The 23,144-nt window shown below is 68.6% G+C and carries 25 protein-coding genes and 2 pseudogenes; 10 read left to right on the top strand and 17 right to left on the bottom strand.

Features of this window, described 5'->3' with window-relative positions; genetic code table 11:
* Positions 1–17 precede the first annotated feature (17 nt).
* Positions 18–419: a hypothetical protein gene (locus tag ACWIHY_RS26690; protein WP_454378212.1), complete on the top strand. Its 402-nt coding sequence runs from the start codon at positions 18–20 to the stop codon at positions 417–419.
* 333 nt (positions 420–752) lie between these two features.
* Here the strand turns inward: ACWIHY_RS26690 and ACWIHY_RS26685 are convergent, their stop codons facing one another.
* A complete protein-coding gene (locus ACWIHY_RS26685) occupies positions 753–1,466 on the bottom strand; it encodes a TetR/AcrR family transcriptional regulator (protein ID WP_454378211.1) in 714 nt (237 codons plus the stop codon).
* A 187-nt stretch (positions 1,467–1,653) separates the two neighbouring features.
* Between ACWIHY_RS26685 and ACWIHY_RS26680 the strand changes: the two genes are divergently transcribed.
* The gene (locus tag ACWIHY_RS26680; protein WP_454378210.1) at positions 1,654–2,706 is read left to right on the top strand and encodes an alcohol dehydrogenase catalytic domain-containing protein; all 1,053 of its coding nucleotides are present in this window, start codon (positions 1,654–1,656) and stop codon (positions 2,704–2,706) included.
* A gap of 266 nt (positions 2,707–2,972) precedes the next feature.
* On the opposite strand, the gene ACWIHY_RS26675 is transcribed toward ACWIHY_RS26680, so the two are convergent.
* The gene (locus ACWIHY_RS26675; RefSeq protein ID WP_454378209.1) at positions 2,973–3,257 is read right to left on the bottom strand and encodes a Ku protein; all 285 of its coding nucleotides are present in this window, start codon (positions 3,255–3,257) and stop codon (positions 2,973–2,975) included.
* A 44-nt stretch (positions 3,258–3,301) separates the two neighbouring features.
* On the bottom strand, positions 3,302–3,544 hold the full coding sequence (locus ACWIHY_RS26670; RefSeq protein ID WP_454378208.1) for a hypothetical protein: 243 nt from the start codon (positions 3,542–3,544) through the stop codon (positions 3,302–3,304).
* Positions 3,545–3,759: 215 nt separating this feature from the next.
* Between ACWIHY_RS26670 and ACWIHY_RS26665 the strand changes: the two genes are divergently transcribed.
* Positions 3,760–4,851, top strand: coding sequence for a hypothetical protein (locus ACWIHY_RS26665; RefSeq protein WP_454378232.1), 1,092 nt, complete (start codon positions 3,760–3,762; stop codon positions 4,849–4,851).
* A 350-nt stretch (positions 4,852–5,201) separates the two neighbouring features.
* Here ACWIHY_RS26665 and ACWIHY_RS26660 read toward each other — a convergent pair whose 3' ends face one another.
* Positions 5,202–5,327, bottom strand: coding sequence for a hypothetical protein (locus ACWIHY_RS26660; RefSeq protein WP_454378207.1), 126 nt, complete (start codon positions 5,325–5,327; stop codon positions 5,202–5,204).
* Between the two features lie 101 nt (positions 5,328–5,428).
* Here ACWIHY_RS26660 and ACWIHY_RS26655 point away from each other — a divergent pair, with 101 nt between their 5' ends.
* Positions 5,429–5,932 (top strand): GNAT family N-acetyltransferase, encoded by a 504-nt coding sequence (locus ACWIHY_RS26655; RefSeq protein ID WP_454378206.1) that lies wholly within the window; start codon positions 5,429–5,431, stop codon positions 5,930–5,932.
* Positions 5,933–6,137: 205 nt separating this feature from the next.
* On the opposite strand, the gene ACWIHY_RS26650 is transcribed toward ACWIHY_RS26655, so the two are convergent.
* The 3 genes from ACWIHY_RS26650 to ACWIHY_RS26640 form a co-directional block, all read right to left on the bottom strand.
* Positions 6,138–8,636, bottom strand: coding sequence for a tyrosine-type recombinase/integrase (locus ACWIHY_RS26650; RefSeq protein ID WP_454378205.1), 2,499 nt, complete (start codon positions 8,634–8,636; stop codon positions 6,138–6,140).
* A complete protein-coding gene (locus ACWIHY_RS26645) occupies positions 8,633–9,874 on the bottom strand; it encodes a tyrosine-type recombinase/integrase (RefSeq protein WP_454378231.1) in 1,242 nt (413 codons plus the stop codon). Before ACWIHY_RS26645 ends, ACWIHY_RS26650 begins: the two co-directional genes overlap by 4 nt.
* 519 nt (positions 9,875–10,393) lie before the next feature.
* A complete protein-coding gene (locus ACWIHY_RS26640) occupies positions 10,394–10,627 on the bottom strand; it encodes a hypothetical protein (protein ID WP_454378204.1) in 234 nt (77 codons plus the stop codon).
* 656 nt (positions 10,628–11,283) lie between these two features.
* Between ACWIHY_RS26640 and ACWIHY_RS26635 the strand changes: the two genes are divergently transcribed.
* Positions 11,284–11,673, top strand: coding sequence for a hypothetical protein (locus ACWIHY_RS26635; protein ID WP_454378236.1), 390 nt, complete (start codon positions 11,284–11,286; stop codon positions 11,671–11,673).
* A 7-nt stretch (positions 11,674–11,680) separates the two neighbouring features.
* On the opposite strand, the pseudogene ACWIHY_RS26630 reads toward ACWIHY_RS26635, so the two are convergent.
* Positions 11,681–11,890: pseudogene (locus tag ACWIHY_RS26630) on the bottom strand (VOC family protein); the annotation flags it as partial.
* 99 nt (positions 11,891–11,989) lie between these two features.
* On the opposite strand from ACWIHY_RS26630, the gene ACWIHY_RS26625 reads away from it, so the two are divergent.
* Positions 11,990–12,316 carry a plasmid stabilization protein gene (locus ACWIHY_RS26625; protein ID WP_454378203.1) on the top strand — a complete coding sequence of 109 codons (327 nt, stop codon included), beginning with the start codon at positions 11,990–11,992 and terminating at the stop codon, positions 12,314–12,316.
* Positions 12,317–12,778: 462 nt separating this feature from the next.
* On the opposite strand, the gene ACWIHY_RS26620 is transcribed toward ACWIHY_RS26625, so the two are convergent.
* A complete protein-coding gene (locus ACWIHY_RS26620) occupies positions 12,779–13,228 on the bottom strand; it encodes a VOC family protein (RefSeq protein ID WP_454378202.1) in 450 nt (149 codons plus the stop codon).
* A gap of 99 nt (positions 13,229–13,327) precedes the next feature.
* Between ACWIHY_RS26620 and ACWIHY_RS26615 the strand changes: the two genes are divergently transcribed.
* Together ACWIHY_RS26615 and ACWIHY_RS26610 are read left to right on the top strand one after the other, a co-directional pair.
* Complete coding sequence (locus ACWIHY_RS26615) at positions 13,328–13,909, top strand: TetR/AcrR family transcriptional regulator (protein ID WP_454378201.1); 582 nt, start codon at positions 13,328–13,330, stop codon at positions 13,907–13,909.
* Positions 13,910–13,967: 58 nt separating this feature from the next.
* Positions 13,968–14,175: pseudogene (locus ACWIHY_RS26610) on the top strand (oxygenase MpaB family protein); the annotation flags it as partial.
* A gap of 214 nt (positions 14,176–14,389) precedes the next feature.
* On the opposite strand, the gene ACWIHY_RS26605 reads toward ACWIHY_RS26610, so the two are convergent.
* Entirely contained in the window at positions 14,390–15,274 is an 885-nt protein-coding gene (locus tag ACWIHY_RS26605) for an aldo/keto reductase (RefSeq protein ID WP_454378200.1), read from the bottom strand.
* A gap of 14 nt (positions 15,275–15,288) precedes the next feature.
* The gene (locus ACWIHY_RS26600) at positions 15,289–16,227 is read right to left on the bottom strand and encodes an NAD-dependent epimerase/dehydratase family protein (RefSeq protein ID WP_454378199.1); all 939 of its coding nucleotides are present in this window, start codon (positions 16,225–16,227) and stop codon (positions 15,289–15,291) included.
* A 70-nt stretch (positions 16,228–16,297) separates the two neighbouring features.
* Here ACWIHY_RS26600 and ACWIHY_RS26595 point away from each other — a divergent pair, with 70 nt between their 5' ends.
* Positions 16,298–17,209 carry a LysR family transcriptional regulator gene (locus ACWIHY_RS26595; RefSeq protein WP_454378198.1) on the top strand — a complete coding sequence of 304 codons (912 nt, stop codon included), beginning with the start codon at positions 16,298–16,300 and terminating at the stop codon, positions 17,207–17,209.
* Between the two features lie 316 nt (positions 17,210–17,525).
* Here ACWIHY_RS26595 and ACWIHY_RS26590 read toward each other — a convergent pair whose 3' ends face one another.
* The 4 genes from ACWIHY_RS26590 to ACWIHY_RS26575 all read right to left on the bottom strand — a co-directional run bounded on the left by ACWIHY_RS26590 (position 17,526) and on the right by ACWIHY_RS26575 (position 20,338).
* Positions 17,526–17,903 (bottom strand): hypothetical protein, encoded by a 378-nt coding sequence (locus ACWIHY_RS26590; protein ID WP_454378197.1) that lies wholly within the window; start codon positions 17,901–17,903, stop codon positions 17,526–17,528.
* Positions 17,904–18,366: 463 nt separating this feature from the next.
* Positions 18,367–19,371: a MerR family transcriptional regulator gene (locus tag ACWIHY_RS26585; RefSeq protein ID WP_454378196.1), complete on the bottom strand. Its 1,005-nt coding sequence runs from the start codon at positions 19,369–19,371 to the stop codon at positions 18,367–18,369.
* A gap of 3 nt (positions 19,372–19,374) precedes the next feature.
* Positions 19,375–20,046, bottom strand: coding sequence for a HEAT repeat domain-containing protein (locus tag ACWIHY_RS26580; RefSeq protein ID WP_454378195.1), 672 nt, complete (start codon positions 20,044–20,046; stop codon positions 19,375–19,377).
* A gap of 139 nt (positions 20,047–20,185) precedes the next feature.
* Entirely contained in the window at positions 20,186–20,338 is a 153-nt protein-coding gene (locus ACWIHY_RS26575) for a hypothetical protein (RefSeq protein WP_454378194.1), read from the bottom strand.
* Positions 20,339–20,983: 645 nt separating this feature from the next.
* Here ACWIHY_RS26575 and ACWIHY_RS26570 point away from each other — a divergent pair.
* Positions 20,984–21,361, top strand: coding sequence for a nuclear transport factor 2 family protein (locus ACWIHY_RS26570; RefSeq protein ID WP_454378193.1), 378 nt, complete (start codon positions 20,984–20,986; stop codon positions 21,359–21,361).
* 94 nt (positions 21,362–21,455) lie between these two features.
* Here ACWIHY_RS26570 and ACWIHY_RS26565 read toward each other — a convergent pair whose 3' ends face one another.
* Together ACWIHY_RS26565 and ACWIHY_RS26560 are read right to left on the bottom strand one after the other, a co-directional pair.
* Positions 21,456–21,698, bottom strand: coding sequence for a hypothetical protein (locus ACWIHY_RS26565; RefSeq protein ID WP_454378192.1), 243 nt, complete (start codon positions 21,696–21,698; stop codon positions 21,456–21,458).
* 436 nt (positions 21,699–22,134) lie between these two features.
* Positions 22,135–23,112 carry a hypothetical protein gene (locus tag ACWIHY_RS26560; RefSeq protein ID WP_454378191.1) on the bottom strand — a complete coding sequence of 326 codons (978 nt, stop codon included), beginning with the start codon at positions 23,110–23,112 and terminating at the stop codon, positions 22,135–22,137.
* Positions 23,113–23,144: the final 32 nt, after the last annotated feature.

Raw genomic sequence — 23,144 nt, 5'->3', positions numbered from 1 at the left:
CCCATCCTGGAGATCGCATGAAGACTCATCTCGCCGCCGCCCTCGGTTCCGTCGTGCTGACCGCGGGCACGTTGCTGGGCGCTCCCGCCGCCGGCGCGCAGACCGCCGCCTACCCGACCACCGCTGTCGACGTTACATACGGGGCCAGCTACGTCCGCGGCACCCTGACTTGGTACAACCGGTCGGTCGGTTTCAATGGAACACTCCGGGCCGTCGGCTGCCGCAGGGCGTGGTTCGGCGCGTACGGTGCCTCTGGCAACGAGCTCGGCGCCAGGAGCACCAGCACTAAGTGCGACGTGACGTATCCGATCAATATCGGAATCCCTGCGGACGTGCCCGGTGGGGCCGCGTATGTCATCGTCTGTGTTGACGATGCGAACGCGAACCCACTCAAGTGCGCGCGGTACAACCGGCCCTGACCCATCCGACCGGTCGGAAAGTGCCGTTGCCACACCAGCCCCGGGGGAACAGCATGCGGACGCCCCGGAAGCTCATCTCGCCGCCCCACGAGGCAGGGTTCCCGCCATCGACGGCCAGGCCCCCAACGCACAGCACGGAGTTCCGCTTCGCCAAGTCGCACACTCGAGGCGAGCCGGACGCAGCAACCTGCCAGGTGACCGACCGCTACCGGTCCGGTCATGAGCCGATGAGACGGCCGCTGCCGCATACGGCAGCGCAGAACTGACGTGGGCACAGGAGCAAAGCCGCTGTCCATCAATGTGCCCTGGCAAGCCGTGTGACGGGCGGACCGGTCAGCGAGCCGGAGCCTGCTGGCCGGTGCGTTCCTTCAAGTCTCGTTCGTGCAGCAGTCGTGCGGTCTGCTCGGACACCGGTGCGGCCAGCAGTGCGGTGACCAGGTCGACCAGCCGGCTGGTGAACAACCGGTCGTCCCTGCGAGGGCGGGCGGCGGCACGGGTGGCGAGTTCGGCGTGGCAGAAGCGCATGGCAGTGAAGCGGGTGTGGAGTACCGCGGTCGACTCAGGAGCCAGTAGAGGATCCAGCAGGCGCCGCCACGCGTAGATGCTCGACTTCTCGTTCGGCACGATGAGCTCGACCAGGGGTTCGGGCCGGTTGAGCAGTTCGGCCACGATCTGCAGGAACTCGCGTCCACCGTCGGGGTCCGCGAGTTTCGCGGCAGCCGGCAGTACCAGGGCGGCGGCGAGGGGGCGAAGACCGGCGGCCCCGCTGTCCTCGTACTGCTGCAGCAGCACCTCCCGGCGAGCGTCCACCGCAGGGAGGTGCTTGTCGAGTACGGCTCGCAGCAGACCCGCCCGGTCGCCGAAGTGGTACTGCAGGGCCATCGCGTTGCGCTGACCCGCGGCCCGTTTGATCTCACTGAGTGAGACACCGTCGACGCCCTTCGCCGCGTACAGCTGCTCGGCGGCCCGGATGAGTTTGCCGCGGGTGTCACGGGGCTCCCGGCTCCGGGGCGGTGTGCTGGGCTCCGGCGTCTCTTGTGCTGTCACAAAGGACATGATACATCATTATGCTAAAGTAATACGCTTGCATTAATCATTGATCCAAACCTCTTGGTAGACGTGGGAGACCATCCATGCCCCGGGACTTCGAGACCCACCCCGACGCCCTGCACTCCGCCACCCCGGCGACCTGGTTCCGTACCGGCGCCGCCCTGCGAGTGGACGGAGGGGCCCGGTGAAGGCGCTGACCTATCAGGGCCGTCACGACGTCCGCTACGGGGACGTCCCCGACCCGGCCGTCACCAGCCCCACCGACGCGGTCGTCCGGGTCACCAAGGCCGGTATCTGCGGCAGCGACCTGCACATCTACGGGGGCAACGGGTTCAGCGCGGAGGTGGGCTACACCCCGGGACACGAGTGCGTCGGCGTGGTCGTGGACACCGGCAGCGAGGTCACCGGCTTCAAGCCCGGCGACCGGGTCCTGGTTCCCGCCTCGGCCGGCTGCACCCTGTGCAGAACCTGTGCGAGAGGGCTCACCGCCAGGTGCGAGCGCGCCCAGGCCCCGACGGACCTGTGCTACGGAGTGAGCCCGCAGCTTCCGGGCAGTCAGGCCCAGGTTCTGGCGGTGCCCCATGCCGAGGTCAACCTGGTGCACTTGCCCGAGGGCATCTCCGACGAGGCCGCCGTCGTCCTGACGGACAACGCCCCTACGGCCTGGTACGGCTGCCGCCGGGCCCGCATCCAGCCCGGTGAAACGGTCCTGGTCATCGGCCTCGGGCCGGTCGGCCTCATGGCCGCGCAATCCGCCTTCGCCATGGGCGCCGCCCGCGTGCTGGGCGCCGACCTGGTCGCCGAGCGCCGCACCTTCGCCGCCACCCTGGGCGTCGAGCCGGTCGAGGGCGAGGACACCCGGAAGGCCGTACGGGAAATGACCGCAGGACGCGGACCGGACGCCGTCGTAGAGGCCGTGGGCTCGGACGCCACCATCCAACTCGCCCTCAAAGCCGTCCGGCAGGCCGGCCGGGTCAGCGTCATCGGGGTCAGCCAGAACAAGGCGTTCCCCTTCCACATGGGACTGGCCCAGATCAAGGAGCTGGAGTTCGCCATCGGACTGTGCTCGATCCACTACGAACTCCCCGCCCTGATCGCCCTCACCCAGGCCGGACGGCTCACGCCAGACGTCGTGGTCTCCCACCGCTTCCCGCTCTCCGAGGGTCCCGCGGCCTACGAACTGTTCAACAGCCGCGCCGACGGTGTCCGCAAGATCCTTCTCGACCCTGCCCGCTGATCCGCCTCGGCTCGACCGCGGACGGCGGAGGCGGTTGGCACTGCGGACGGGCTCCGGGTGGTCAAGGCGGCACGGAGCCGATCCGGCATCGCAATTCGGTTCGGGGCACCAGCTGCCCGCAGTGACATGGCGGTTCAAAGCTTCAGGGCCTACCGCCAGGACCATGACCTCTTGGAGTCAGCGAATCGAGGGCAGGGCCTTGTCGCGGTGGGCGGTGCAACGCCTGACGCAGAAGGGCCTCGACTTCCGCCCACCGAGGCGGTCGCTCAGAAGTTCCATGTCTCATGAGACATACGCAGTCTGGAGAACACATCGATGCCGGTCAGCTCTCTGATCAGCACCTCGGCCAGTTGCAGCTCTCGGTCCGTGACGGGGGCCGACGGTGCGAGGTCGCCGGGCTCCCGCAGCTCGTCCCGCCAGAGCAAGGTCTGGAGAACGAGGATCCCGTTCCGTGGTCGCAGCACCGCCGGACGCTCGCGACTGCGGATGGCGATCTTGCCGACACCGACGTAGCCAGTGCGGGCGAGCGCCTCGACGAGCTTCCCTGGCAAGTTCTTCTGTTCAGTCTCAGCGAGTGCTTAGTCGGTGTTGGGGATCAATCGAACTGGCGCCGCAGCAGCGCGGCGGCCTCCCGCACCGTCCTCATCCAGGCGGGTTCGGGGTCTGGGCAGCACCCGGACCGCAGGCCCTGGACTTCCTGTGGTCGCATACCGGTCAAATAGAGACAGATGATCATGGCGGCGGTGCCCAGATGCCGCATCAGCTCGGCGGCCTCGTTGCAATCCAGGTGCTCGCGCCAGGCTTTGCCGTTGATCTGCCCAGTGACTGGCACCCGCATCGGACATGGCCCCAACCGCTGGGCGGCCAGGGCCGAGAGCTCAAGTCGCTCTTTGAAGTGCTCGACTTGCTTATGCGATCATGCGGGCGGCTCTCGATCGACCGGTGCACAGTCAACTGATCAGACGGTCGAGCGATCGAGCCATCGGGCCTCGAGCAATCGAGCGAGAACGGGAGTGCGGTGTGAGCGGGGCTGGGGGGCAGGACGGGTCGTCCGTGCCCGAAGAGGAGTGGGAGCGGTTCCTTAGTGAATCGGTGACGGGTGCGGCCGGGGCCCCCGTGGAGCCGTCGGCGCGCACCCGTGAGGTGGAGCGGCGGCTGCGGGAGCGCTCCGGGCAGCCGGAGGGCTGGCGTACGTACTCACCGGTCCGGCCCCGGCGCAGGACAGGCCGGTACGTGACCGGGCTGGTGGCGGCCGTGGCCCTCCTGGTCGTCGGGCTTTTCCCGCAGCAGGTCCTCGGCTGGTTTGGTGGCAACGACGGCGGGCAGGCCGGGGCGCCGTTGGCCGCCGAGTCGCAAGGCCCGCGGGAGGCGCCCGGTGCCGAGCCGGATCTGCGCCCTACCCTCGCCGAACCCTTCCGGGGTTCGCCTGCCGCCCGCTGGGCCGACGGAGCGCCAGGGATCACGGTGCCACCGGCCAAGGCGACCGGCTGGATGGGCGCCGCCCAGGTCGAGCGGGCACTGCGGCAGAGCCGGCACTTCCTGGTGGCCGCGGGGCTTGACTCCCGCGTGCTGCGCGGCGAGTCGCCCACGAAGGCGATCGCGCTGCTGAACCCGCACCAGAAGGACGTCCAGCAGTATCTCCGTACCGCGCTGTCGTCGACGGCGCCCGCTCCCGAGACCGACCCGCTGCTGTTGTTCAGCCGCTTCCGGCCGGAGCAGACCCGGCTGGTCGGTGACGTGGTCAAGGCGCGCGGTCGGCTCACGTACCGGGAAGGGAAGCGGGGGGCGGTCGAGGTGACGGCGGACGTCACCTTTGTGTACCCGGTCACCCCAGCGGGCGACGGTGGGCGGGACGCCGAGGTCGTCCGTACAATCGTGCGGCGCGAGGTTGTGATGAGCTGGGACGACCCGGCCAAGGTCATCACCGAACCGGGCACGATATCCCTCGTCTCGTACGCGCTCGACATGACCAACGGCGGCTGCTCCGCCCCGACTGGCTACTTCGTGCCGCCCTTCGGCACGGCCGACGAGCAGCCCGCCGACGAGGCCCACCAGGTCGATCCGTACGACCGCAGCAAGCCGATCGACACGAGCAACGGCACGACGGCCACGGGCCACGACTGCGCGACCGCCACCCGCTCCTAGAACCTGCCGTCAGATGTCACGCCCACATCAGGAGTGATGCGACGGACCCTCTCCGGGCCCGCCCTCGCCGCCGACAACAACGACCGCCACGTGGTCTACCGGTCGCTTCTGCAACCCGATATGCCTGCGCGCCGTCCCGGCCTTGTGGTGCGAGTGCCGGGACGGCCAGGAAGACCGGCACAGCCTGAGCAGCCGGGCCAACCGCCCAGGTCGCGCTGGGGCGGGTGCGGAGGTCTCCGGTACCGGCCGGCGCGTCTGTGGCCCCGAAACCCCGGTTCGGATCCGAGGGGCAGGCGGTCAGCAACGGTGCTCCGGCCGCTCAGCTGCTCCCCAGTGGCCGTCAGTGGAAATCAGAGGGTCCGCGCGGCGGCGGCGAGGCTGGCCTCGATCGCCGCGACCTCGCCGAGCCAGCCCTGTTCCTTGGCCTCCTTGAGGCGGTTGATCAGGTTGGCGCGGATCTCCTCCAGTCTGGGCATTTGCTCGGGGTCGGGTCGCAGGACGGGGCAGCTGATGCACGCTTCTCTGAACTAATACTTCCAGCTGTAGTTCGTGATGATCCGTGGTGCAAAGTGGGGGCATGACTACGTACGAGACGATGTCGTTCCACCTTGAGACCGAGCGGCTGATACTGCGGCCGTGGGCCGAGTCGGACGCCGCTGAGTTCTGCGCCCTCCTCTCCGAACGCGGCAAGGGGACTCCCACGGTTGAGCACATCCGGACGTCCATCGCGGAGCTGCTCACCGCGACGGCGACGACGGGGATCGCCCTGTTGCCCATCCAGCGCCGTGACGAAGGCGACTTCATCGGCTACTGCGGGCTGATCATCGGCCGCTCCACCGTGGAGGAGCCGGAAATCGCGTTTGAGTTGTTCCAGCGCGCGCATGGGCGTGGCTACGCCACCGAGGCGGCCAGCGCATTGCTCGATGCCGCTATCGCGACCGGGCGGAAACGGCTCTGGGCGACCGTCGGCGCGTGGAACACACCGTCGTTCCGTGTCCTTGAGAAGCTCGGGTTCGAGCGGGATCACGTTTCCACGGACGACAGCGGTGAAGTGGTGTGGCTCACACGCTCGTTGCCGTGACGCGAGAGCACGCTCCCGGAGCTTCATGATCACGTGGTCGAGTGCCTCCGGCAGAACACCAGGCATGCCGAGATCGGAGGAGATCCGTACCGTGGTCGACGACCTGTGTGGCGGCATAGAGTTCCGCGCAACGAGACAACGACAACTCGGTTGCGGCACCAGCGGCTCGCTCAACTCGGAGATTATCGGCACGCATATTCTGTCCCTACCTCTCGTCATTCTGGCTTTGTCTGCCCGTCACGGACGACCGTCCGGCGATGGAACGGAACGACGGCATGCCGAGGTCAGTCCTTCTGTGAGAGTGCTTATCGACCTCCGCGAGCTTTCCTTCGGCTCCGGCGAGGCTGACCTGGAGTCCTTCGACTTCGCCGAGCCAGCCTTCCCGTTGGGCCTCGGCGATGCGGGCGATTAGATTGTCGCGGATGTCGACGAGCCGTGGCCGTTGGGCCGGGTCTGGTCTCAGGAGTGAGCATCTGACACAAGCGTGCTCATGGACACACGGTGTTCCGAAGGCGCGTGCGCAGGTGCCGATGGATACTTTTCGCTTCTCGAAGTGGGCGAGGAAAGCGTCCCACTCTTCTTCTGTCGGGGTTCGGTACTCTTCGCTGGGGCGAGAGGCCCGTCGGCGTGTAATGAAGGCGCGGTGGGCCTCGATTGTCTCGGCGGGGTAGACCGCCTTGTATCCCATCGTCGTGTCAATGCTCCTATGCCCACAGATCACTTGGGCGATATGCGGTGGTAGGCCATTCATGATGGCGTCGGTGACAAAAATTCTGCGGAAATCGTGAGGCGAGAAGATCAGAGCCTCGCCGTCGGCGTTGGTGAGGCCGGTGGCGGCCAGGGCATTGATGAGTAGTTTTCGGATCGCGGTCGGCGTGAATGCCCGGTGCTCGGAGCCGATGTCGCGCTGGAACAGCAGCGGCATCGGCGGGTTCCAGACCTTCTCGCGGACGTCGTAGGAGGCCACCAGCGGTATCGCCCCGTTGGGGCCGCGCAGGCGGCTGATGATGGCGCTGAGTGTGTCGGCGAGCTCAGGGCTTACCAGCAGGAGTCGTTCGGTGTCGGTCTTGGACGGGGCGATTTGCAGCAGCGGTACGACTTCGTCGGTGGACGGAAGCCGGTACTGGGTGACGCTGTGGTGTGTCAGTTCCAGGAGTTCCTCGTTGCGGATGCCGGTCAGGCGGAGGACCTCGATCGCGGCGAACGCCCAGAACGCCTCCTCGTCTTCATAGGACAGGTTCCGCCGCCGCCCGCCGGATGTCTCTTCCGCCCAGGTAAGGTGCCCCGCGGCCTTGGGGGCGACGGCCCTCCGCAGCGCCCCGTCAGTGCCGGGGATCAAGGCCCCGGGCTCGGTGTTCCTCGCCGCCTGGAGCAAGTCGCCAGCCGCGCGCCGCCGACGATCGGCTGTGCTGACCAGCACGGGCAGCACGGGCAGTCGCTCACGTGTGCGCTGGTCCATCCGGGCCTTGCGCCGCTTGCGTTCCTTGGCCTTGTGGATCTCGTCATCGCGGATCGGACATGGCACGGCCCATGGCCCCCAGCGGGCCGGTTCCTCGGCCGCCCACTGCGCGATGTCGAGGTAGAACGCCCGGACTCGCATGAGCTCGTCCTTGGCATTGAGCCGCGGGCTGGAGACCTCGACACTCTGCCCGTCGGGACCGGTGACCGTGCGCTTCTTGACCTTCAAGTCCTCCTTCCAGGCACGGGCCACCGCTGGCGGCAGCCGCAGCGAGTCGATCCCCGGCGCCAGGGCTTCGATCCGGGCCCAGAACAGGCCCGCGAGAGTGCGCGAGATCGCGTCCAGGCTGGCGAAGTCCAGCGAAGGCTGTCGCTCCCGCAGGTACTCGACGATCAGGTCGCGGACCGGCTGGCACTGGATCCGGTAGCGGTCCACCAGCTCCTCGACGCTCAACTGCCCCAGGGCAAGGCCGAATGCCCTGATCGTGGCCGGAGCGTCCTCGGGGAAGATCCTCAGAGCCCGCAACCGCAGATAGAAGTCGACCTTCTTCTGCCCGCCGCGGGCATGCACCCGGCGCTGGGCATCGACGAGTTCCACACAGTCGCCGACAGTGATGTCGCGGACCAGCCCTCCCTTGCAGGCCAGCAGGGTCGCGATGCGCGTCGCGGCGATCTGGGCATCCTTGCGCGAGCTCGCCGGCCCGGTCTCAGCCAACTTGCGCAGGCGTGCGAACCCGTTGGGGTCGCGGACCTCGGCCATGACAGAGGCGAGATACCGATGCGTGCGGGTGAGCATCCACGGCAGACCGGGACGGATCACGTCTCCGCAGATCAGCATGAGTAGCCCCGACGACAGATCGTCGCGGTCATACGACGGCGAGGTCCCGCACTCGCGTAGCCACCGCGACGGAAGATCCACCCAGGCGGCTCCAGGGAGATCCTCCGCGCCGCTGGCTGCCCATCGCTGCTGCCAGGTCTCTCCGGGCAGACTGGACAGCCAGTTCAGCAGCTTGGTCACCCCGCGTCGACGACCGGCTCGGGTGCCGTTGACCGCCGGGAGGAACGGCGGCGCCGTCAGCCGCCGCAGCGTCTCCTCCAGCGGCCGCGCCGTGTGCGGCCACCACGGCTCGGCCGGCCGGGCCGGAAAGCGGGTCCTCAACTGGCTGTTCCTCGCCTGGGCTTGCTCTGCCGTCGTGTTCGAGATCTCCAATGGCTTGCGAGTCAGGTGCTTGGCGACGACGCTCACGAGGACCGCCCGAACAAGACGTCCAGTGACGCCGGGTTGTAGCCAGGCGCCGGAGGCGGCGGCACCGGCTGGATGTACTCACGGGCCTGACGCGCGTGATGGGCCAGTACCCCTGCCACGACTTCCTCCTTGCGCGGCGTCAGGTATAGCTCCGTGGCAGATAAATGCGCATGTCCGAGCACCCATTGCACGTCGGCCAACGTCAGCTTCGGGTCGCGGACCATGCGGGCGGCCGCACTGTGTCGCAGGTCGTGAAGGGTCCAGTCGGCGCCGAGCGAGGCATTGACCCGCTCGAACATCCGGTGGGCGCCGTGATAGGTCAGCGGCCGAAGCGGACGTCGCCGTGTCCACCACACCGGCTGCGTACGGCCGCGTGGCACTTGGCCGTGTACCTCCTGCTGATAGAGGCGCAACCATACGAACGCGTCTGCCGACGCTGGCACTTGCTGCACCGCCCGCGTGCCCTTGCGCACCACACTGATCAACTGCTGGCCAGGATCGATGTCGCGCTGGCGGACACCGATCAGCTCTGAGGCGCGGACTCCGGTGGAGATCCATAACGCGACCAGGGCCCGGTCGCGATGGGAGGGCAGCGCGGCGAACAGCTTGTTGAACCACTCGTCGGGGATCGACCGCGGGATTCGCCGCGGAGTGCTGGGCCGGTAGCGCCCCACCCGCTCCGGATTCCAGCCGTCCATCGGATTGTGGTGCGCGTGGCGCCGGCCGGAGCGACGCGACAGATCCAACGGGAACGGGTTGAGCAGCGGCCCGGACCCCGCGTCTCGGTGGATGTCGTAGAAGCGTCGCAACACCGTCTCGCTGTGCGCGACGGTCGTCGGCGCGTAGCCGGGCCCGGCTGACGGCTTCCCCGTCACAGGGTTCGGGGCGTTGGCCGCCTGGACCGACCGCTGTGCCGAAGTCTTCGCCCGCCTCGGTTTGACCGTCAGCTGAATCCAACGGCTGAAGTCCCTGGCCTCTGCCCGGGTCGCTCGGTCCCAAGAAATACCCACTGCCTGCAGGAATCGCCACCACCGGAGTAGATCCATTCCGTAGGAGCGGACCGTCGACGGGGCTTTCCCGGCCGCCAACAACTCCTGGAAGTAGACAGCGACCGCGTCCACGGTCAGGCCGTCGGGGTCGACGAGCCGATACGGCTCGTACCGATCGCCGGTCTCCACCAGGTGGCCCCATCGAGGAACCACCAACGTCGCCAGATCCCGCTCGGGGACATCGTCCATCACGACCGGTGACCGTAGCGACTGCAGGGAGCATCTGCCCCCTGAACTGCCCAATCCCCACTGTTCGTTCAGTCAACGGGGCGTGTCCGTGGATGCATGGGGTGCCGAAGTCACGTGCGCGGGTGCCGAGGGCGACCTTCCGCAGCGAAGTGGGCCAGGAAGTCCTGGCACTCCCAGGCGGTGGGCTCGCGGTACTCCTCTCCGGGCCGCAGCGACCGGCGTCGGGCGATGAAGGCGCGGTGGTGGCTGATGGCGCCCTCGGGTAGATCGCGGCGTATCCGAGAGTCGTGTCGACCGTCCGGCGTCGGCGCCGTAGGACCCCTACCGCCCTCGCCCGCACGGCACCACCGGCGTTGCGGCACCCCCGCCCTGCGGCGCTCGGTAACAGGTTCACCGGCTTGCAGCCATCACCGACACCACGGCCACACCAGGTGGCACAGAGCGGTCGCACGCCAAGCGCGAGAGGAAGCGGCCGCGGAGCAGCCGTAGGCACGTGAGCCCCCGGCGCGACCTTCAGTCCTAGTGGTTGATGCTATTGTTCGCCTTGCCGTCCGCTTTCGTGTTCGCGTTGTTGTTCGACGCGTCCGAGAGGGTGCTGTTGACGAGCGAGCCCAGGACATTGACGGAATCCAGGGCTGCGACGTTGTTGAGTGCACCGTCGACGACCCCCGCCTGCGCGGGGGCCACGGAGGCAAGGGCTGCACCGGCGGTGAGTGCCGTGATGGCGATGATGTGTGAGGGCGACTTCTTCATGCCGTGATCAACTCCCACAGCGCCTGCGGGACACGGTCCAGCGCAGCTGATCGCCGACGCCCTCAGTAACTGGGCGATGCCGACGTAGTGGAACAGGCTGGTACCCAGCAACTCCTCCTCCCCGCACGGACGCAGACACCGTGGCTCACGCATCCCCCTTGCCCCGCCGACGTAGCCACTCCAGCACACGCGCGTCAGCGTGTGCGGACCGGGCCGACGAGCACAGCTTCAGACCTGCCGAACCCGCCTGCACGGGGTCGTTTCGGCACAGCCCGCTGCGCCGGGTAAGTGCGCTGCCGGGGAGGGCCAGGCGGCAGGATGGTCGCATGGCTGACACCACGTCCATGGACCCTCATCATCCCCGGCTGAGCAGTGAAGTCTGCCGGCCCAGTTGTCTCGGTGCGGCTCGATGACGGGGGCGACAGCATGGGCACGATAGACACGGGCATCGCTGCCGCAGCGGCGTTGTTCAGCGGTGTGGCCGCGTTGGCGGCCTACAAGACGGCGAGGGAGGCCAACCGGACATCTGGTGCGATGGCGCAGATCGAGCGGGACCGCTGGCACACCGAGATGACCCACCACAGGTTGAGGTGCGTTTCGACGACTCGCGGGGATTCCCGGAGTTGCTGGTCAAGTTTCTGTGGCCGGCGCCATTGATGGAGATAGAGACGGTGCTGAAGATCCGGGACGTCGAGGAGCGCGGCGCCTCACAGCTCGGTGGCGGGCCGACGGCGCAGCAGGTGGCTGACGTGATCTGGGGTCCGTACCGGTTCCGGCCCGGCATCGACGGCGCGGACCAACGCGGGCGGGCGGTTGCCCCCGTCGTCCTGGTGCACCGCGGTCATACGCGGTTCGCCCTTGAGTCGACCCTGGTGCCGTCCTGGTACGCGAGCAGGCAGGCGTGGAGGGACGAGTACGACGGCAAGAAGCTGCGGTTGTGGGTCCAGTGCTCTGCGGCGGGGCATAAGCCCTGGGTGTTGAGCGCGGACGTTTCAACGGCCACGAGCGGCCTCGCGCAACTGCGTAGGGCGGTAGTGGCCAGCTGAGGCGCTGTTGTGCGGGGTCGAGTTCGTTGTCAGCACGCAGGGCCGTCATGACCTCGCGCAGCTTGGCGGGGGACGGGTTGGCGCCCAGGAAGTCCCGGGTGACCGGCGGGCCCCACTGGGCCAGGCCGCTCTCCGGCATCGGCGCCCAGCCGGGCTCCAGGTCGCAGGAGAACAAGTCGCCGTCGGCGAAGTGCTCCAGCATGAAGTGGTCGGGGTCATGTCCATTGGGGGCCGGTTTTGCGAGTGAGGTAGGGGTAGCCGTGTATGTGCCGCAGTTGTGGAGGCCTGTCGGCTCGTTCAAGAGGAGGAGAGTGCCATGCCCGCAGGATCCAGCCCCAAGCGTGAGCGCCAGTACGAACACATCAAGGAAGGTGCCGAGAAGCGCGGCACCTCCGAGAAGCGGGCGAAGGAGATTGCCGCCCGTACGGTCAACAAGGAACGGGCCCGCTCGGGAGAGGCCGAGTCGGCGAGCAAGACGTCCACTCGTGATCCCAAATCCGCTTCCCAGCGGGGCGGCCAGCGTTCACACAGCGGCTCTGCAGGTCCGACCAGGGATCAGCTGTATGGGGAGGCGAGGAAGAAGAACATCAAGGGCCGGTCGTCGATGACCAAGCAGCAGCTGAGCCAGGCACTGGGCCGCTGAGGACGCGCCACCGCGTTTTGGCACGGTGACGAGCCGTTCCAGGTGATGGCCGCCGCAGCCCCGCATTCCGCTGAGAAGTTGGCTGGGCATGGGTGAGGTCAGCCCAGCGGATGATCCACAGTGGATCGAGCCTTCGCCGGGTTGAGTCAGTGACAGTTCCAGCGATTGCTGGCGCCGGTGCGCCGACGTGTCGGTGATGTCCAGCGTGGACGCTGTGCCCGAAGACGACCGACGCGGCCGTCGCCCAGGAATGGTTGACCCCCTGGACGGAAGTTCCCGGTGTGGAGGGCTTCGTGATCTAAGGGCTCCGGCAGCGCTACCTGCCGGGCGCCCGCGGCTGGTCTGGTGACTGCACTATCTGGTGGATCAGGTCGACACGGTGGAGTCTTCGCGCCCTACCGCCGCGCAGGGGAGGGCCCTGGGTGCGCGAGTTGCTCTGGTCGCTGAGGCTAGGCCTGGGAATCAGGCGTCGGTGTACTGGGCGGCGTACTCCTCGCTGGGCGGGACGACGGTGATGACGTCGATCAGCACACCGTCGAGGGCGGCGATGATGAAGTGGCGCTGGCCGAACTCCTCCGTACGCAGTGGCAGTACCTCGGGCAGGCCGGCCTCCGCCACGAGCCGCTGGTGCTCGGAGTCCACGTCGTCCACCTCGAAGTTCAGCAGCAAGCCGCCACGGAGCGCGACGCGGTGGCCCTCGGGGACGGTGGGGTGGGCGTGGTCCAGGAGGGCCAGCTCGTACTGCGGGGCGTCGGGGCGGCGCAGACTGACGTACCAGTCCGCCTCGAAGGTCACCTCGAACCCGAGGTGGCGGGTGTAGAAGTCGCGGGAGGCAGCCACGTCCCGGGTGGCGAGCACCGGGTAGAAGCCGCCGAGCTTGGTCGTGGGCATGATCGTGTGTTCGTTCGTCATGTCAGAGGTCCTTCACTTTCATTTTTCGCATACCCGGAGTATGTGGATCGTGGCGTTAGCATACCTTCGGTACGCGAATTGGAAAGGGCGGTGCGCGCGATGGCGGTCAACCGGGCGGAGCAGCGGGCGGCCACGCGGCAGGCGCTGCTGGCCGAAGGGCAGCAGCGGTTCGCTGCCGACGGGTACCACCACGTGGTGCTGGCCGAGGTGGCGCGGGCCGCCGGGGTGACCAAGGGGGCCGCTTACCACCACTTCGACAGCAAAGCGGGGCTCTTCCGGGCCGTCGTCTCCGAGGTCCAGCAGGAACTGGGCAAGCGGGTCGCGACCGCAGCCGAACGCTACGAGGACCTCTGGGAGCAGCTCCGGGCCGGCTGCCGGGCCTTCCTGGCCGCGGGGACCGACCCGGCAGTGCGACAGATCCTGCTCGTCGACGCGCCGACCGTACTGGGCTGGGATGAATGGCGAACCATGGACGAGGAGTCCTCCGCCCGACACCTCGCGGAAGCCCTGACGGCGCTCACCGCGGCCCGAATCATCGCCGATCAGCCGGTGGAACCCCTGGCCCGGCTGCTCTCGGGAGCGATGAACGAGGCCGCGCTCTGGATCGCGCGAGGCGGGGACCCGCAGGCCGCGGAGCAGGCACTCGACCGGCTCCTGGCGGGGCTGCGCACCCCGGCCTGACCGCTCGCGCAGACACGCAGCGCCTTCGAGTTGGTGCAGAGAGGGTTCAAGGCACAACGAAGGCGCCGACGCCTACTACTACGCCTGGCGAGTCGTCGGAGCCATGCTAGGCATCGACCAAGGCCATGTACCCAAGGACCTCCGGACAGCCCGGGAGTTCTCCGATCTGTACATGACCCGCCACATGGGCCCATTCGAGGAAGGCGCAGCTCACCCGACTGATCGACCTCGACGTAAAAGTCGTCCCCGGCACCTTCTCCGATCCGGAACGGCCCGGCGCCACGGACAGGACTGTGTGACTTCCCCGGCTAATCGACGCGGTGAACGACGAACCGTCAGCGGGGCGTGGAGGTGCTCATATCGGCAAGTGACATGGACAGCCGACTCGCCCCCGGGAGATCGGCGACCGTGCCGAAGCAGCGACAGGCACCAGGTCCCAGCCGCCCACCGGCAAGGTCGGTATGCGACCGGTAACCCACCTCAGCCCGGCAGAGCGTCCTCAAGCTGCGCCAGCTCCTCCGTGCTCAGCGTGAGCTCCGCGGCCTTGGCCGAGTCGGTGATGGAGGGCGGGCGGCTGGCTCCCGGTACCGGGATCACTGCTGGGGAGCGGGCGAGCAGCCACGCCAGGGCGATTTGCTGCGGGCTGACGCCGCGCTCGGCTGCGATGTGGTGGAAGGCGGTGCCGACGGAGGTGGGGCCGGAGGGGCCGTCGAGGGAGCTGCGGGAGATGCCACCGAGGGGGCTCCAGGGCAGAAAGGCCAGACCCAGCTGGGTGCTCAGCCGCAGCTCGGGCTCGCTGTCGCGAACGACGGGCGAGTACTGGTTTTGCACGGAGACGAGTCCGTCGCCGAGGATCTGATGCGCCTGGCGGATCTGGGCGGTGGTGACGTTGGAAATCCCGGCGGCGCGGATTGTGCCGACGTCGAGCAGCTCGCGCAGCGCGCCTACGGACTCCGCCCAGGGCACGGCCGGGTCCGGCTTGTGCAGCTGGTACAGGCCGATCGCCTCGACGCCCAGGCGCTTGGCGGAGGCCTCGGCGGCTTGCTTGAGATGGGCGGGGGTGGCGGTGACGGTCCAGCTCCCGTCGCCGGGGCGGCTGCGGCCGCCCTTGGTGGCCACCAGGACGCCGGAGGTGTCGCCGCCGTAGCGGGCCAGGGCGCGGGCGATCAGCAGCTCGTTGTGGCCCGCCTCGCCGGCGTGCCAGTGGTAGCTGTCGGCGGTGTCGATGAGCGTGACGCCGGCGTCGAGGGCGGCGTGGACGGTGGCGATGGCCCGCGTCTCGTCCGGGCGGTGCTCGATGGACAGCGGCATGGCGCCCAGGCCAATGGCGCTGACGGCGGTGTGGGCGATGGTGCGGTACTGCATGGTGGCTCAGCTCCTCAGGCGGTGGGTGACGGGTCGGTGGTGAGGGCTTCGGCGACGGCGCCGGGCAGCCAGTCGGTGGTGTGGGAGAAGGAAAAGCCCAGCTCCTTCGCGCGGGCGTTGCTCATGCCGTAGTGGCGGTCGAAGGAGAACGCCGAAGCCTCCTCGCCCGCCGGGACGGTCCGGTAGACGGGCTCCCGTCCGGCCTGCGTGGCGATGATCGCGGCGAGGTCATGTACATCGAGCGGGCCGTCGGAGCAGGCGTTGACCGGACCGGTGAAGTCGGCTGTGGTCGCCCACAGCAGCAGGTCCGCCAGCTCCTCGTAGTGGATGAACACCGTAGGCAGCGCCTTCGCGTGCACAGTGATCTCTTCACCCTTGGCGATGCGCCCGGCGTAGCCCGCCAGCCGGCCGGTGAACTCCTGCGCGCCGCCGCCGAGCACATGGGCGCTGCGCACACTGGCGAACTCGAAGCTGCCGGCGCGGGCGAAGACGGCCTCCGCCTGGCGCTTGCCCTCGGCGTAGTGCGCCTCCAGGTACGCGTCGTCGTGCCAGGGAAGGTCCATGGCCACCAGCCAGGTGGCCGGGTCCACGATCTCCTCCGGCACCGGCGTGCTCGGAGGCACAGCCGGCAGCGCGGCGGTCGCGGGGTCGTAGACCTCGATCGTGGAGGTCATGACGTAGCGCCGGGTGCGGCCGGCAAAGGCGCGGGCGGCGACAGCGGCCTGCACCGGGGTGTAGCAGACCTGGTCCACCACGACGTCGAAGGTGCGGGAGTCGAGCGCGGCCGTCAGGGCGGATTCGTCGTTCCGGTCGACAACGAGGTGCTCGACGCCGACGGGTGGCTGTGTGGAGCCGCGGTTGATCACCGTGACCTGGTGGCCCGCGCCCTGCAAGCACTTCACCAGGAGCTTTCCGAAGTACCGGCTTCCGCCGATGACGCAGATCTTTTGCATGCCCCCATCCTGGAGACCTATCGTCATCAGCAGAAGTCCTGACCTACTGGATACGTATTAAGGAAAACTGTTGATCGATGTGCAGCGGCTCCGCGTCCTGCGAGCGGTGGCGGAGCACGGCAGCTTCAACCAGGCGGCCACAGCTCTCCGCCTCACCCCCTCGGCCGTCTCCCAGCAGGTGGCCGCCCTGGAGCGCAGCCTCGGCGCCCAGGTCGTCGCCCGCAGCACCCGCGGCGTCACCCTCACACCGGCCGGCCAGATCATGGTCGGCGCCGCCGAATCCGTCGCCGCAGAGCTCGAACACGCACAACAGCAGGTCGCCCAGCTCAGCACCGGCCGTACCCAACTCACCGTCGCCACCTTCACCAGCGGCGGCAGGCTCCTGCTGCCCGCCGCTCTCACCCGGCTCATTGCAGCCCACCCCCGCACCGTGCTCCACATCAGGGAAGGCGAACCCGAGGACACCCTGCCGCTCGTCCGCCAGGGCGCCGTGGACCTCGCCCTCGCCTACCACTTCGACGGCCCGCTACCCGTTGGGCCGGGCCCCAGCTCCAACCTGGAGTGGACGCCGCTCCTGGAAGACCCCCTGTACGTCGTCCTGCCGCAAGGGCATCGACTCGCCAACCGCGACGCGCTCGACCTCGCCGAGCTGGCAACCGAACCCTGGGTGCTCGGCTGCCTGAAGACCGAGGCATACCTGCGCCGCTACGCCGAGCGCGCCGGCTTCGATCCGCAAATGCGCGGGACCACCACCGACTACTTCTTCGCCCGCTCGCTCGTCGCCGCAGGCATGGGAATCTCCCTGATCCCCTCTATTGCGCTCGCCCCGCAGATCCCTGGCCTACGCACCGTCCCGATCAAGTCGCCGGGCCCGACCCGGCACATCGGCGTCGCCGCAATCAGCCGTAGCGACCGGCCCCACGTCACGACACTCATCCACGCCCTCCGCGAGCAGGCGACGCAGCAGCACAAGGGGAGTTGATCCCGCCACGGGCCCCGGCCGAAGGCCGACGCGCGCGGGAGCCTCGCGGATCTTGCCTGTCACGGCGGCTATGCCGCGGTTCATGCGGTGTTGAAGCCCGTCGAAGGCGATCAGGCCTCCTGCCAGATGACGAGCTCGCCATCCAGGAGCGTGCCTGGCGCTCAGGTCTCGGTATGCGGTGGCCGAGATGTCGGCGAAGCGTCGGTCAGCACGGTGCCGCGACGCGACAACAGCCGTGCACGGCCGTCGGCGGGGCGGGCGAGAAGACAGCGGAATACGGCTGCACCCGCCCCGCCGGCGTGGCGGTACACAGGTGTCAGGCGCCGGGCGAGCGAAGCCCAGCCACCGCCCATTTCGCCCGTGTTGACAGGCGGCTGAGCGCCTTCGTCGACTCCTTGCCGATCGTGTCCAGCAGGAGCCTGACGTGCGCCATCGTCGCACGCGCGAGTTCCGCGTCACCCGCCTCGACCGCGGCGAGCGTCAGCTCCAGATGCTGCTCCGTGATCAGCCGGCCGAGCCCCGGGCAGTGCCACTGGGAAACTGCTCCGTCCGGCGTGGTGCCCGCGGCGCCGACCGCCGTCCGTGCCCGCTCCAGCGCCCGTCCGTGCCCGCTCCAGCCCGCCCCGCTGCTGCGAGGTCGCCCTTGCGGCGCTCCAGGCGGGCGAGGACGTACGCCTCCGAGGCCCAGTCCCATGGCTGTCCTGAAGCGAGGGGAGGTTGAACTGAGCTCGGGCCGCCTGTGCGTGGTCGCCGATGCGCTCCAGCGCGCGGCTCCGCTCCCGGAGCCGGTCCGTCTCCGGGCCCGTGCCGTCCAGCATGCGGATGAGCGCGACCCGGGCGTACTCGACACGGCCCTGCCGGTGCGCCGGCTCGATCCACGTGAACTCGCTCTTCGCAGCCACATCCCGCCCGTACCGCTTCGCCTCCTCGGCGCGAGCCCACTCCACGGCTCGGGCGCTGTCGGTGACCTGCCCGGCAGTCGTCGACCCCAGCAGCGGAACGTCACCGTCCCGCCCGTGCAACGCCACCAGCACCGCCGCCAGCCGCCGCTCCTCGAACCACTCGGCCCGTGCGGCACTCTAGTGAGGGCGTGCTGGGATGACGACCGGCCCCCTCCGCCCCGCAGGCCTCGTACGCGGTACCCCAGGCGAGATCCGTCACCGTGCGTCGCGCAGCTGAAGAAGGTACACCGCGGTCAGCGCAACGGCACGGTCCTCGTCATGCGACAGCTCCATGAGGGCACGTGACGCAGTCGTTCCCGGGATGCCCGCCAGTGCTTGGGTCAGCCGTCCGCGTGCAGGCGCTTGAGTGGTGTTGTGGGCGAGGCGGTCGACGAGCCTGGTCGCGATCTGATCCGCCGTCGCGGTGTCGCTCGCCAGTACGCTCAGTGCGTCGGCTGCATCGGTGTCGTTCCTTCCCTCCACGATCACGTCGATGAGCGTGGGTACCGCATCGGCCACTCCACGTGTCCCGAGAGCCAGAGCCGCATACCCGCGGACCGCGACGTCGGGGCTCGCGAGAGCGTGCCGCAGCTGCGCGATGGCCTCATCACCGGGCATCTCGGCGAGGGACTGAACGGCACGTTCCCGTACCGCGGTCACCGGTGAGCCGAGGCCCTCCGCCAGCAGTGCCGGGGCGCCGTCGCCCGATCGCGCCAGCGCCCATCGAAGGGCTCCGGCGACGTTCGGCTCCGTCTCGCTCAGTGCCGCCTCGACCAGGGCCTCCACCGGCACCGGAACCTCGTCGACCGAGGAAAGGGCCGCGCGCTGGCGCGCGTCGGCGCTCTTCGACCCCAGTGCCTGGAGGAGCGCAACAACCTGGAGGACGTCCTCCCATCCGGCAGGGTCCGCGGCGTCGATCCGGCGCAGCCGCGTGAGCAGGTCGGTCTCGGCCGCGATACGTTCGCGTGTCTTACGGATGAGGTCGCCGACGAGCAACGAGGGTGTGAAGCCGGGATCGTCGAGCGCGCGCCCGATCTCACGCAGGGACAGACCCAGCGACCGCAGGCTCTCGATATGGAAGATCCGCCGGATGTCCTCGCCGGAGTACTCCCGATAACCTGAGCCCGTACGGCCCGAAGGCTGTACCAGGCCGAGCGATTCGTAATGCCGGAGCATGCGGGCACTGACCCCGGACCGTCTCGCCACCTCACCGATCAACACGTCCTATCGTCCCTCCTGTCCACACCCGCCGAGGGCCACGAAGCGCTTGGCCTCCTCGATCGCGAACTCGAATCCGGCGTCCGGGTCGCGCAGCAGCCGTTGTGTGGCGAGCGCGTGCACGCGCACGCGCGGGTCAGGGGTCGTTGTCGCAGCACGCAGAGCCGGCACAACTACTTCACCCAGCGCGACCAGTGCCCGGCTGAGACTCAGCTGCGTTTCCCGCTCACCGCGCCCGAGCTGTGTCGCCAGCACCGCGGCCAAGGCGGATTCCTCGCCTTCCGGCACGAGCACGACCGCGGCCCGCCAGGCGCTCCGCGCCACTTCGTCGTCGGCGTCGGACAACAGCGTCCGCGTGATCGCCGGCCACGCCTGCCGGTGCCCGATCTTGGACAGCGTATGCAGCGCCTGGCTCCGAGCCTGCGCACGCTCCGAGCGGACTTCACGGACCAGCTCGGGCAGCGTCATGGACACCGGGTGGCGGGTGAGCGCCCAGGTCAGCATGTCGCGGACGAAGAACTCGGGCTCGATCGCGCATCGTTCGATGAGCTTGTCGACGAAGCGCGGGTCGGGTGTCGAGCCGGCCGCCAGAGCAGCCCGCAGTCGCACGGACGAACGGCCGTCCTCCAACCCCTGGAGCGCTCGTATCGCATCCGTGTCCTGTCTCGTGATCGTCATCGAGACCACCTCCTTGGCAAGCATTGAAGGCCCTGTCACCGTGTCAAGGTCAAAACGGGACCCGCTGCGCGATCACCAGCCACCTGCCGCGTCCCGAGTGTGCCCTTTGAGTACTGTGCATCGTGAAGAGGGCGGTTGCTCACTTCGGGACGGTGCGGGCCTTGCCGGCGACCCGCCGGTTCTTCAGAAAGGCGAAGCCGTGCTCGACCGGAGCCCGGATGGCCGCCAACGCCCCGCCCAAGTCCGGAAACCCCAGGTCAACCACGCCTTCTCCGCCCTGCAGGCCAACCATGATGCTCCGCCGGGCCAACCACAGCGCTAAAGGGCCAACCGAAGCGATCAGTCACATTCAGCGCGTGTCATCCCAGGAGCCACAAATCTCCAGCCACGGCGTCAAAACCCCTGCGTGACCTCCTGACAGCCCGCCAGGGCCCCCGACGTCGCGCCAAGCCGGGAGCATCGAGCTCAGCTGCGTGCGCTGCCATTCCGGGCGCCGCTTTTTCAGGAGGACCATGCGATTTCCGCGCTTCGTTCGCGTTCGTCGATGGAGGAAGCGGGCGGCAAGCTGTTCGGCATCGTGTCGGTGTGGCGCTCCTCGAGGTGGTGCAGGGCGATGGAGTCGGCGGCCAGGGTGGCCAGCAGTGCGGATGTACTGCTCGCCCGCGTGGAAACTCGCGTGGTAGCGGCAGAGGTCCTGCGCCTCTGCGCCGGCTCAAAGCTATCTGGGGCGTGCCCGAATCGCTGCCCGAGGGGTTTACCCGGGCCGAGGAGATTGCGCCGCTCTTGAGCAGGCGACGCTGCTGATCGCACGGCGAAGCTGAGCGACGTGGCGTGTGGCGGTGCACGGCCCGCACGGGCCCGACCGCTACAAAGAAGGATGGGGGGGCGCATCACCCTGGTCCGTCGAGCCGAACGCGGGAAGGGATGTGGGGCGGGCATGGATCCGGTGGATGTCGTCAGCCACTTCAACGCTGCGATCAACAGCCAGGACCTCGCGGGATTGGCAGCGCTGATGTCCGAGGACCACACCCTCATCGACACCGAGGGTGGAACCGTCCGCGGGAGGCTGGCGTGCCTCCAGGCGTGGCGCGGTTTCTTCGCGGCCTTCCCGGACTACCGCAACGTCTTCACCGACCTAACCGCACAGGACGACGTCGTCGCGGTATCCGGATACTCCGTGTGCTCACAGCCGGAGCTGGCGGGCCCGGCGGTGTGGACCGCCCGCATCACGGGCACGCTGGTAGCCGAGTGGCACGTATACACGGACACGCCGCGAGCTCGCCGCGAGCTCGGACTCCCTCCGCGTGCCTCCTAGTGGTCGCGATGCCCTGGAAGCAGCGCAAGAAGGGCCTCCACCCAAGGTGGAGGCCCTTCTTCTTGGCTTCGCCTCAAGCCACACCGAGCGCTGGCTATGGGGCGAGGCTGGCGATGTAGGACTTGCTGACGTTCCAGGGGGTGAGTTCGACGCCGAAGGTGTCGTGGTCTCCTGTGCGCAGGTGGACGAGCTTGCCGGAGACGTGGACGGTGTCTCCTGTGCGAAACGCTCCGGTGTTTGCACCGAGGTAGGAGCGCATTCGCGTGATGCGCCGGGCGAAGGCACCTGGTTCGTCAAGCGTGGAGCTGAGGATGTTGTCGACGTGAATGTCGTGCATCGCGGGTGTGGCGATGCCCTGGGTGTGGTCGGTGATGGTGGCGAGCAGGGTGACGTCGCCGATTTCGTTGGCGCTTGTGTGCGCGAAGGTCTGGTCGTCGTCGGCGCGAAGGGGTTCGCAGTTGATGTGGGCGTCGGCGTACGGGGTGAGTCCCTTGGAGCTTGCGCTGTTCCTGGGTGAGGAGGGCGGTGAGCTCGCTGCTTTCCAAGTACTTGGCGCGCCGTAGGTACAGGTGGGTGAGGTCTGCTCCTGTGCACGGCTTGACGAGGCCTGTAGATGGCCCGTCTGGCCAACTGAACGCTCACTTCCGCACTGCGGGAGGGTGTCCGTCCGAATGACATCGGATCCCAAAGAACTCGCGGAGGCCGCTGCGGGAACCCCGATTCCTTAGCTGGATCGTGTCGGCCCTACGCGGTCCCCGGCCGGTGACCGCCCGTCAACCTGCCGGTGGCGGCGGTGCGGACGGCAGCGGAGCGCGGGACCAGCGGACGGGGTTGCCGTCGGGGCCGTCGGTGAGCCAGGAGCCGTCGCCCAGGGGCTCTAGTTCGTACGGGCTGGCGACCTCGACGGCGATCTCGCCGCTGACCGTGCCCGTGCGCACGTCGATCAGGTGGTAGCGGAACCACTCCTCCTCGTCCTGGCTCTCGCCGCCCAGGGTGACGACGGCCGTGTCCGGGGTCAGGTAGCCGCCGCTCCATTCCACGAAGGTCTCCTGCGGGTCGTACCCGAAGGCCTCGACAGGGAGAGTGAAGAGCACGTCCCCGCTGGGGTGGCGGTGGAAGGCGACGTCTGCCTGCCCGTGGTCGACGGTCATGAACTGCTGCCCGCCCGGCGCCAGGTCGATCAGGCAGCGGTCCCACCACGGGTACGTCACGAACTCCGGCTCGCCGTCGGCCTCGGCCATACCCCGGAGAATCACGGAGCCGTCCTGACCTTCACCGATGTCGAGGTAGATGCTGCCGTCCACGGGGTGCACGTGGTGGCGGGCGCCGTGCCCGACCGTCTCCAGCTCCCGGCAGGCGAGGACGACCCCGCTATAGGCGTCGTACACGACCCACTGGTCTCCGCCCCCGCGTCCCGCCATGGCGTCCGGCCGGTAGACCCGCAAAGTCCGGCCGTCCAGGGAGAGCGCACAGCCGGGGCGGTGGCCATGGCGCATGTCGGAGTGCGGCTCGAAGGCCGATGCCCACACCAGGTCACCGGCGCGCGTGAGGCAGACGACCCCGTTCAGCGTCGTATATACGACCCGCTCCAGATCGGGCCGGACCGCCGACGCCACGACCTCGTCGCCGGCACACGGCTGGAACACCGCGGCAGGCTCCAGCGTCCCGAAAGTGCTGGAGTCCATCACGTAGGCATAGATCCACCCGTCGCGGTGGCGCGTGATGACCTTCGGAGGCCGCGCAGGAATCATCCGCCGAGGCTAAGGCCCAGCTCAGGCCGACT

It is taken from the genome of Streptomyces sp. NPDC055287 (genome assembly GCF_053646035.1).
The sequence above is the reverse complement of the archived record's forward strand: the minus strand, read 5'-3'. Positions and strand labels throughout refer to the sequence as shown.

What these genes read in the sequence shown, in the direction of transcription:
- ACWIHY_RS26625 (WP_454378203.1), top strand. Translation starts at nt 11,990, where the DNA reads ATGCCCGCAGGATCCAGCCCCAAGCGTGAGCGCCAGTACGAACACATC.
- ACWIHY_RS26575 (WP_454378194.1), bottom strand. Translation starts at nt 20,338, where the DNA reads ATGGTTGGCCTGCAGGGCGGAGAAGGCGTGGTTGACCTGGGGTTTCCG.
- ACWIHY_RS26670 (WP_454378208.1), bottom strand. Translation starts at nt 3,544, where the DNA reads ATGCGGGTGCCAGTCACTGGGCAGATCAACGGCAAAGCCTGGCGCGAG.
- ACWIHY_RS26560 (WP_454378191.1), bottom strand. Translation starts at nt 23,112, where the DNA reads ATGATTCCTGCGCGGCCTCCGAAGGTCATCACGCGCCACCGCGACGGG.
- ACWIHY_RS26620 (WP_454378202.1), bottom strand. Translation starts at nt 13,228, where the DNA reads ATGACGAACGAACACACGATCATGCCCACGACCAAGCTCGGCGGCTTC.
- ACWIHY_RS26655 (WP_454378206.1), top strand. Translation starts at nt 5,429, where the DNA reads ATGACTACGTACGAGACGATGTCGTTCCACCTTGAGACCGAGCGGCTG.
- ACWIHY_RS26645 (WP_454378231.1), bottom strand. Translation starts at nt 9,874, where the DNA reads ATGGACGATGTCCCCGAGCGGGATCTGGCGACGTTGGTGGTTCCTCGA.
- ACWIHY_RS26690 (WP_454378212.1), top strand. Translation starts at nt 18, where the DNA reads ATGAAGACTCATCTCGCCGCCGCCCTCGGTTCCGTCGTGCTGACCGCG.
- ACWIHY_RS26600 (WP_454378199.1), bottom strand. Translation starts at nt 16,227, where the DNA reads ATGCAAAAGATCTGCGTCATCGGCGGAAGCCGGTACTTCGGAAAGCTC.
- ACWIHY_RS26605 (WP_454378200.1), bottom strand. Translation starts at nt 15,274, where the DNA reads ATGCAGTACCGCACCATCGCCCACACCGCCGTCAGCGCCATTGGCCTG.
- ACWIHY_RS26660 (WP_454378207.1), bottom strand. Translation starts at nt 5,327, where the DNA reads ATGCCCAGACTGGAGGAGATCCGCGCCAACCTGATCAACCGCCTCAAG.
- ACWIHY_RS26635 (WP_454378236.1), top strand. Translation starts at nt 11,284, where the DNA reads ATGGAGATAGAGACGGTGCTGAAGATCCGGGACGTCGAGGAGCGCGGC.
- ACWIHY_RS26570 (WP_454378193.1), top strand. Translation starts at nt 20,984, where the DNA reads ATGGATCCGGTGGATGTCGTCAGCCACTTCAACGCTGCGATCAACAGC.
- ACWIHY_RS26590 (WP_454378197.1), bottom strand. Translation starts at nt 17,903, where the DNA reads ATGGGACTGGGCCTCGGAGGCGTACGTCCTCGCCCGCCTGGAGCGCCG.
- ACWIHY_RS26615 (WP_454378201.1), top strand. Translation starts at nt 13,328, where the DNA reads ATGGCGGTCAACCGGGCGGAGCAGCGGGCGGCCACGCGGCAGGCGCTG.
- ACWIHY_RS26565 (WP_454378192.1), bottom strand. Translation starts at nt 21,698, where the DNA reads ATGCACGACATTCACGTCGACAACATCCTCAGCTCCACGCTTGACGAA.
- ACWIHY_RS26640 (WP_454378204.1), bottom strand. Translation starts at nt 10,627, where the DNA reads ATGAAGAAGTCGCCCTCACACATCATCGCCATCACGGCACTCACCGCC.
- ACWIHY_RS26580 (WP_454378195.1), bottom strand. Translation starts at nt 20,046, where the DNA reads ATGACGATCACGAGACAGGACACGGATGCGATACGAGCGCTCCAGGGG.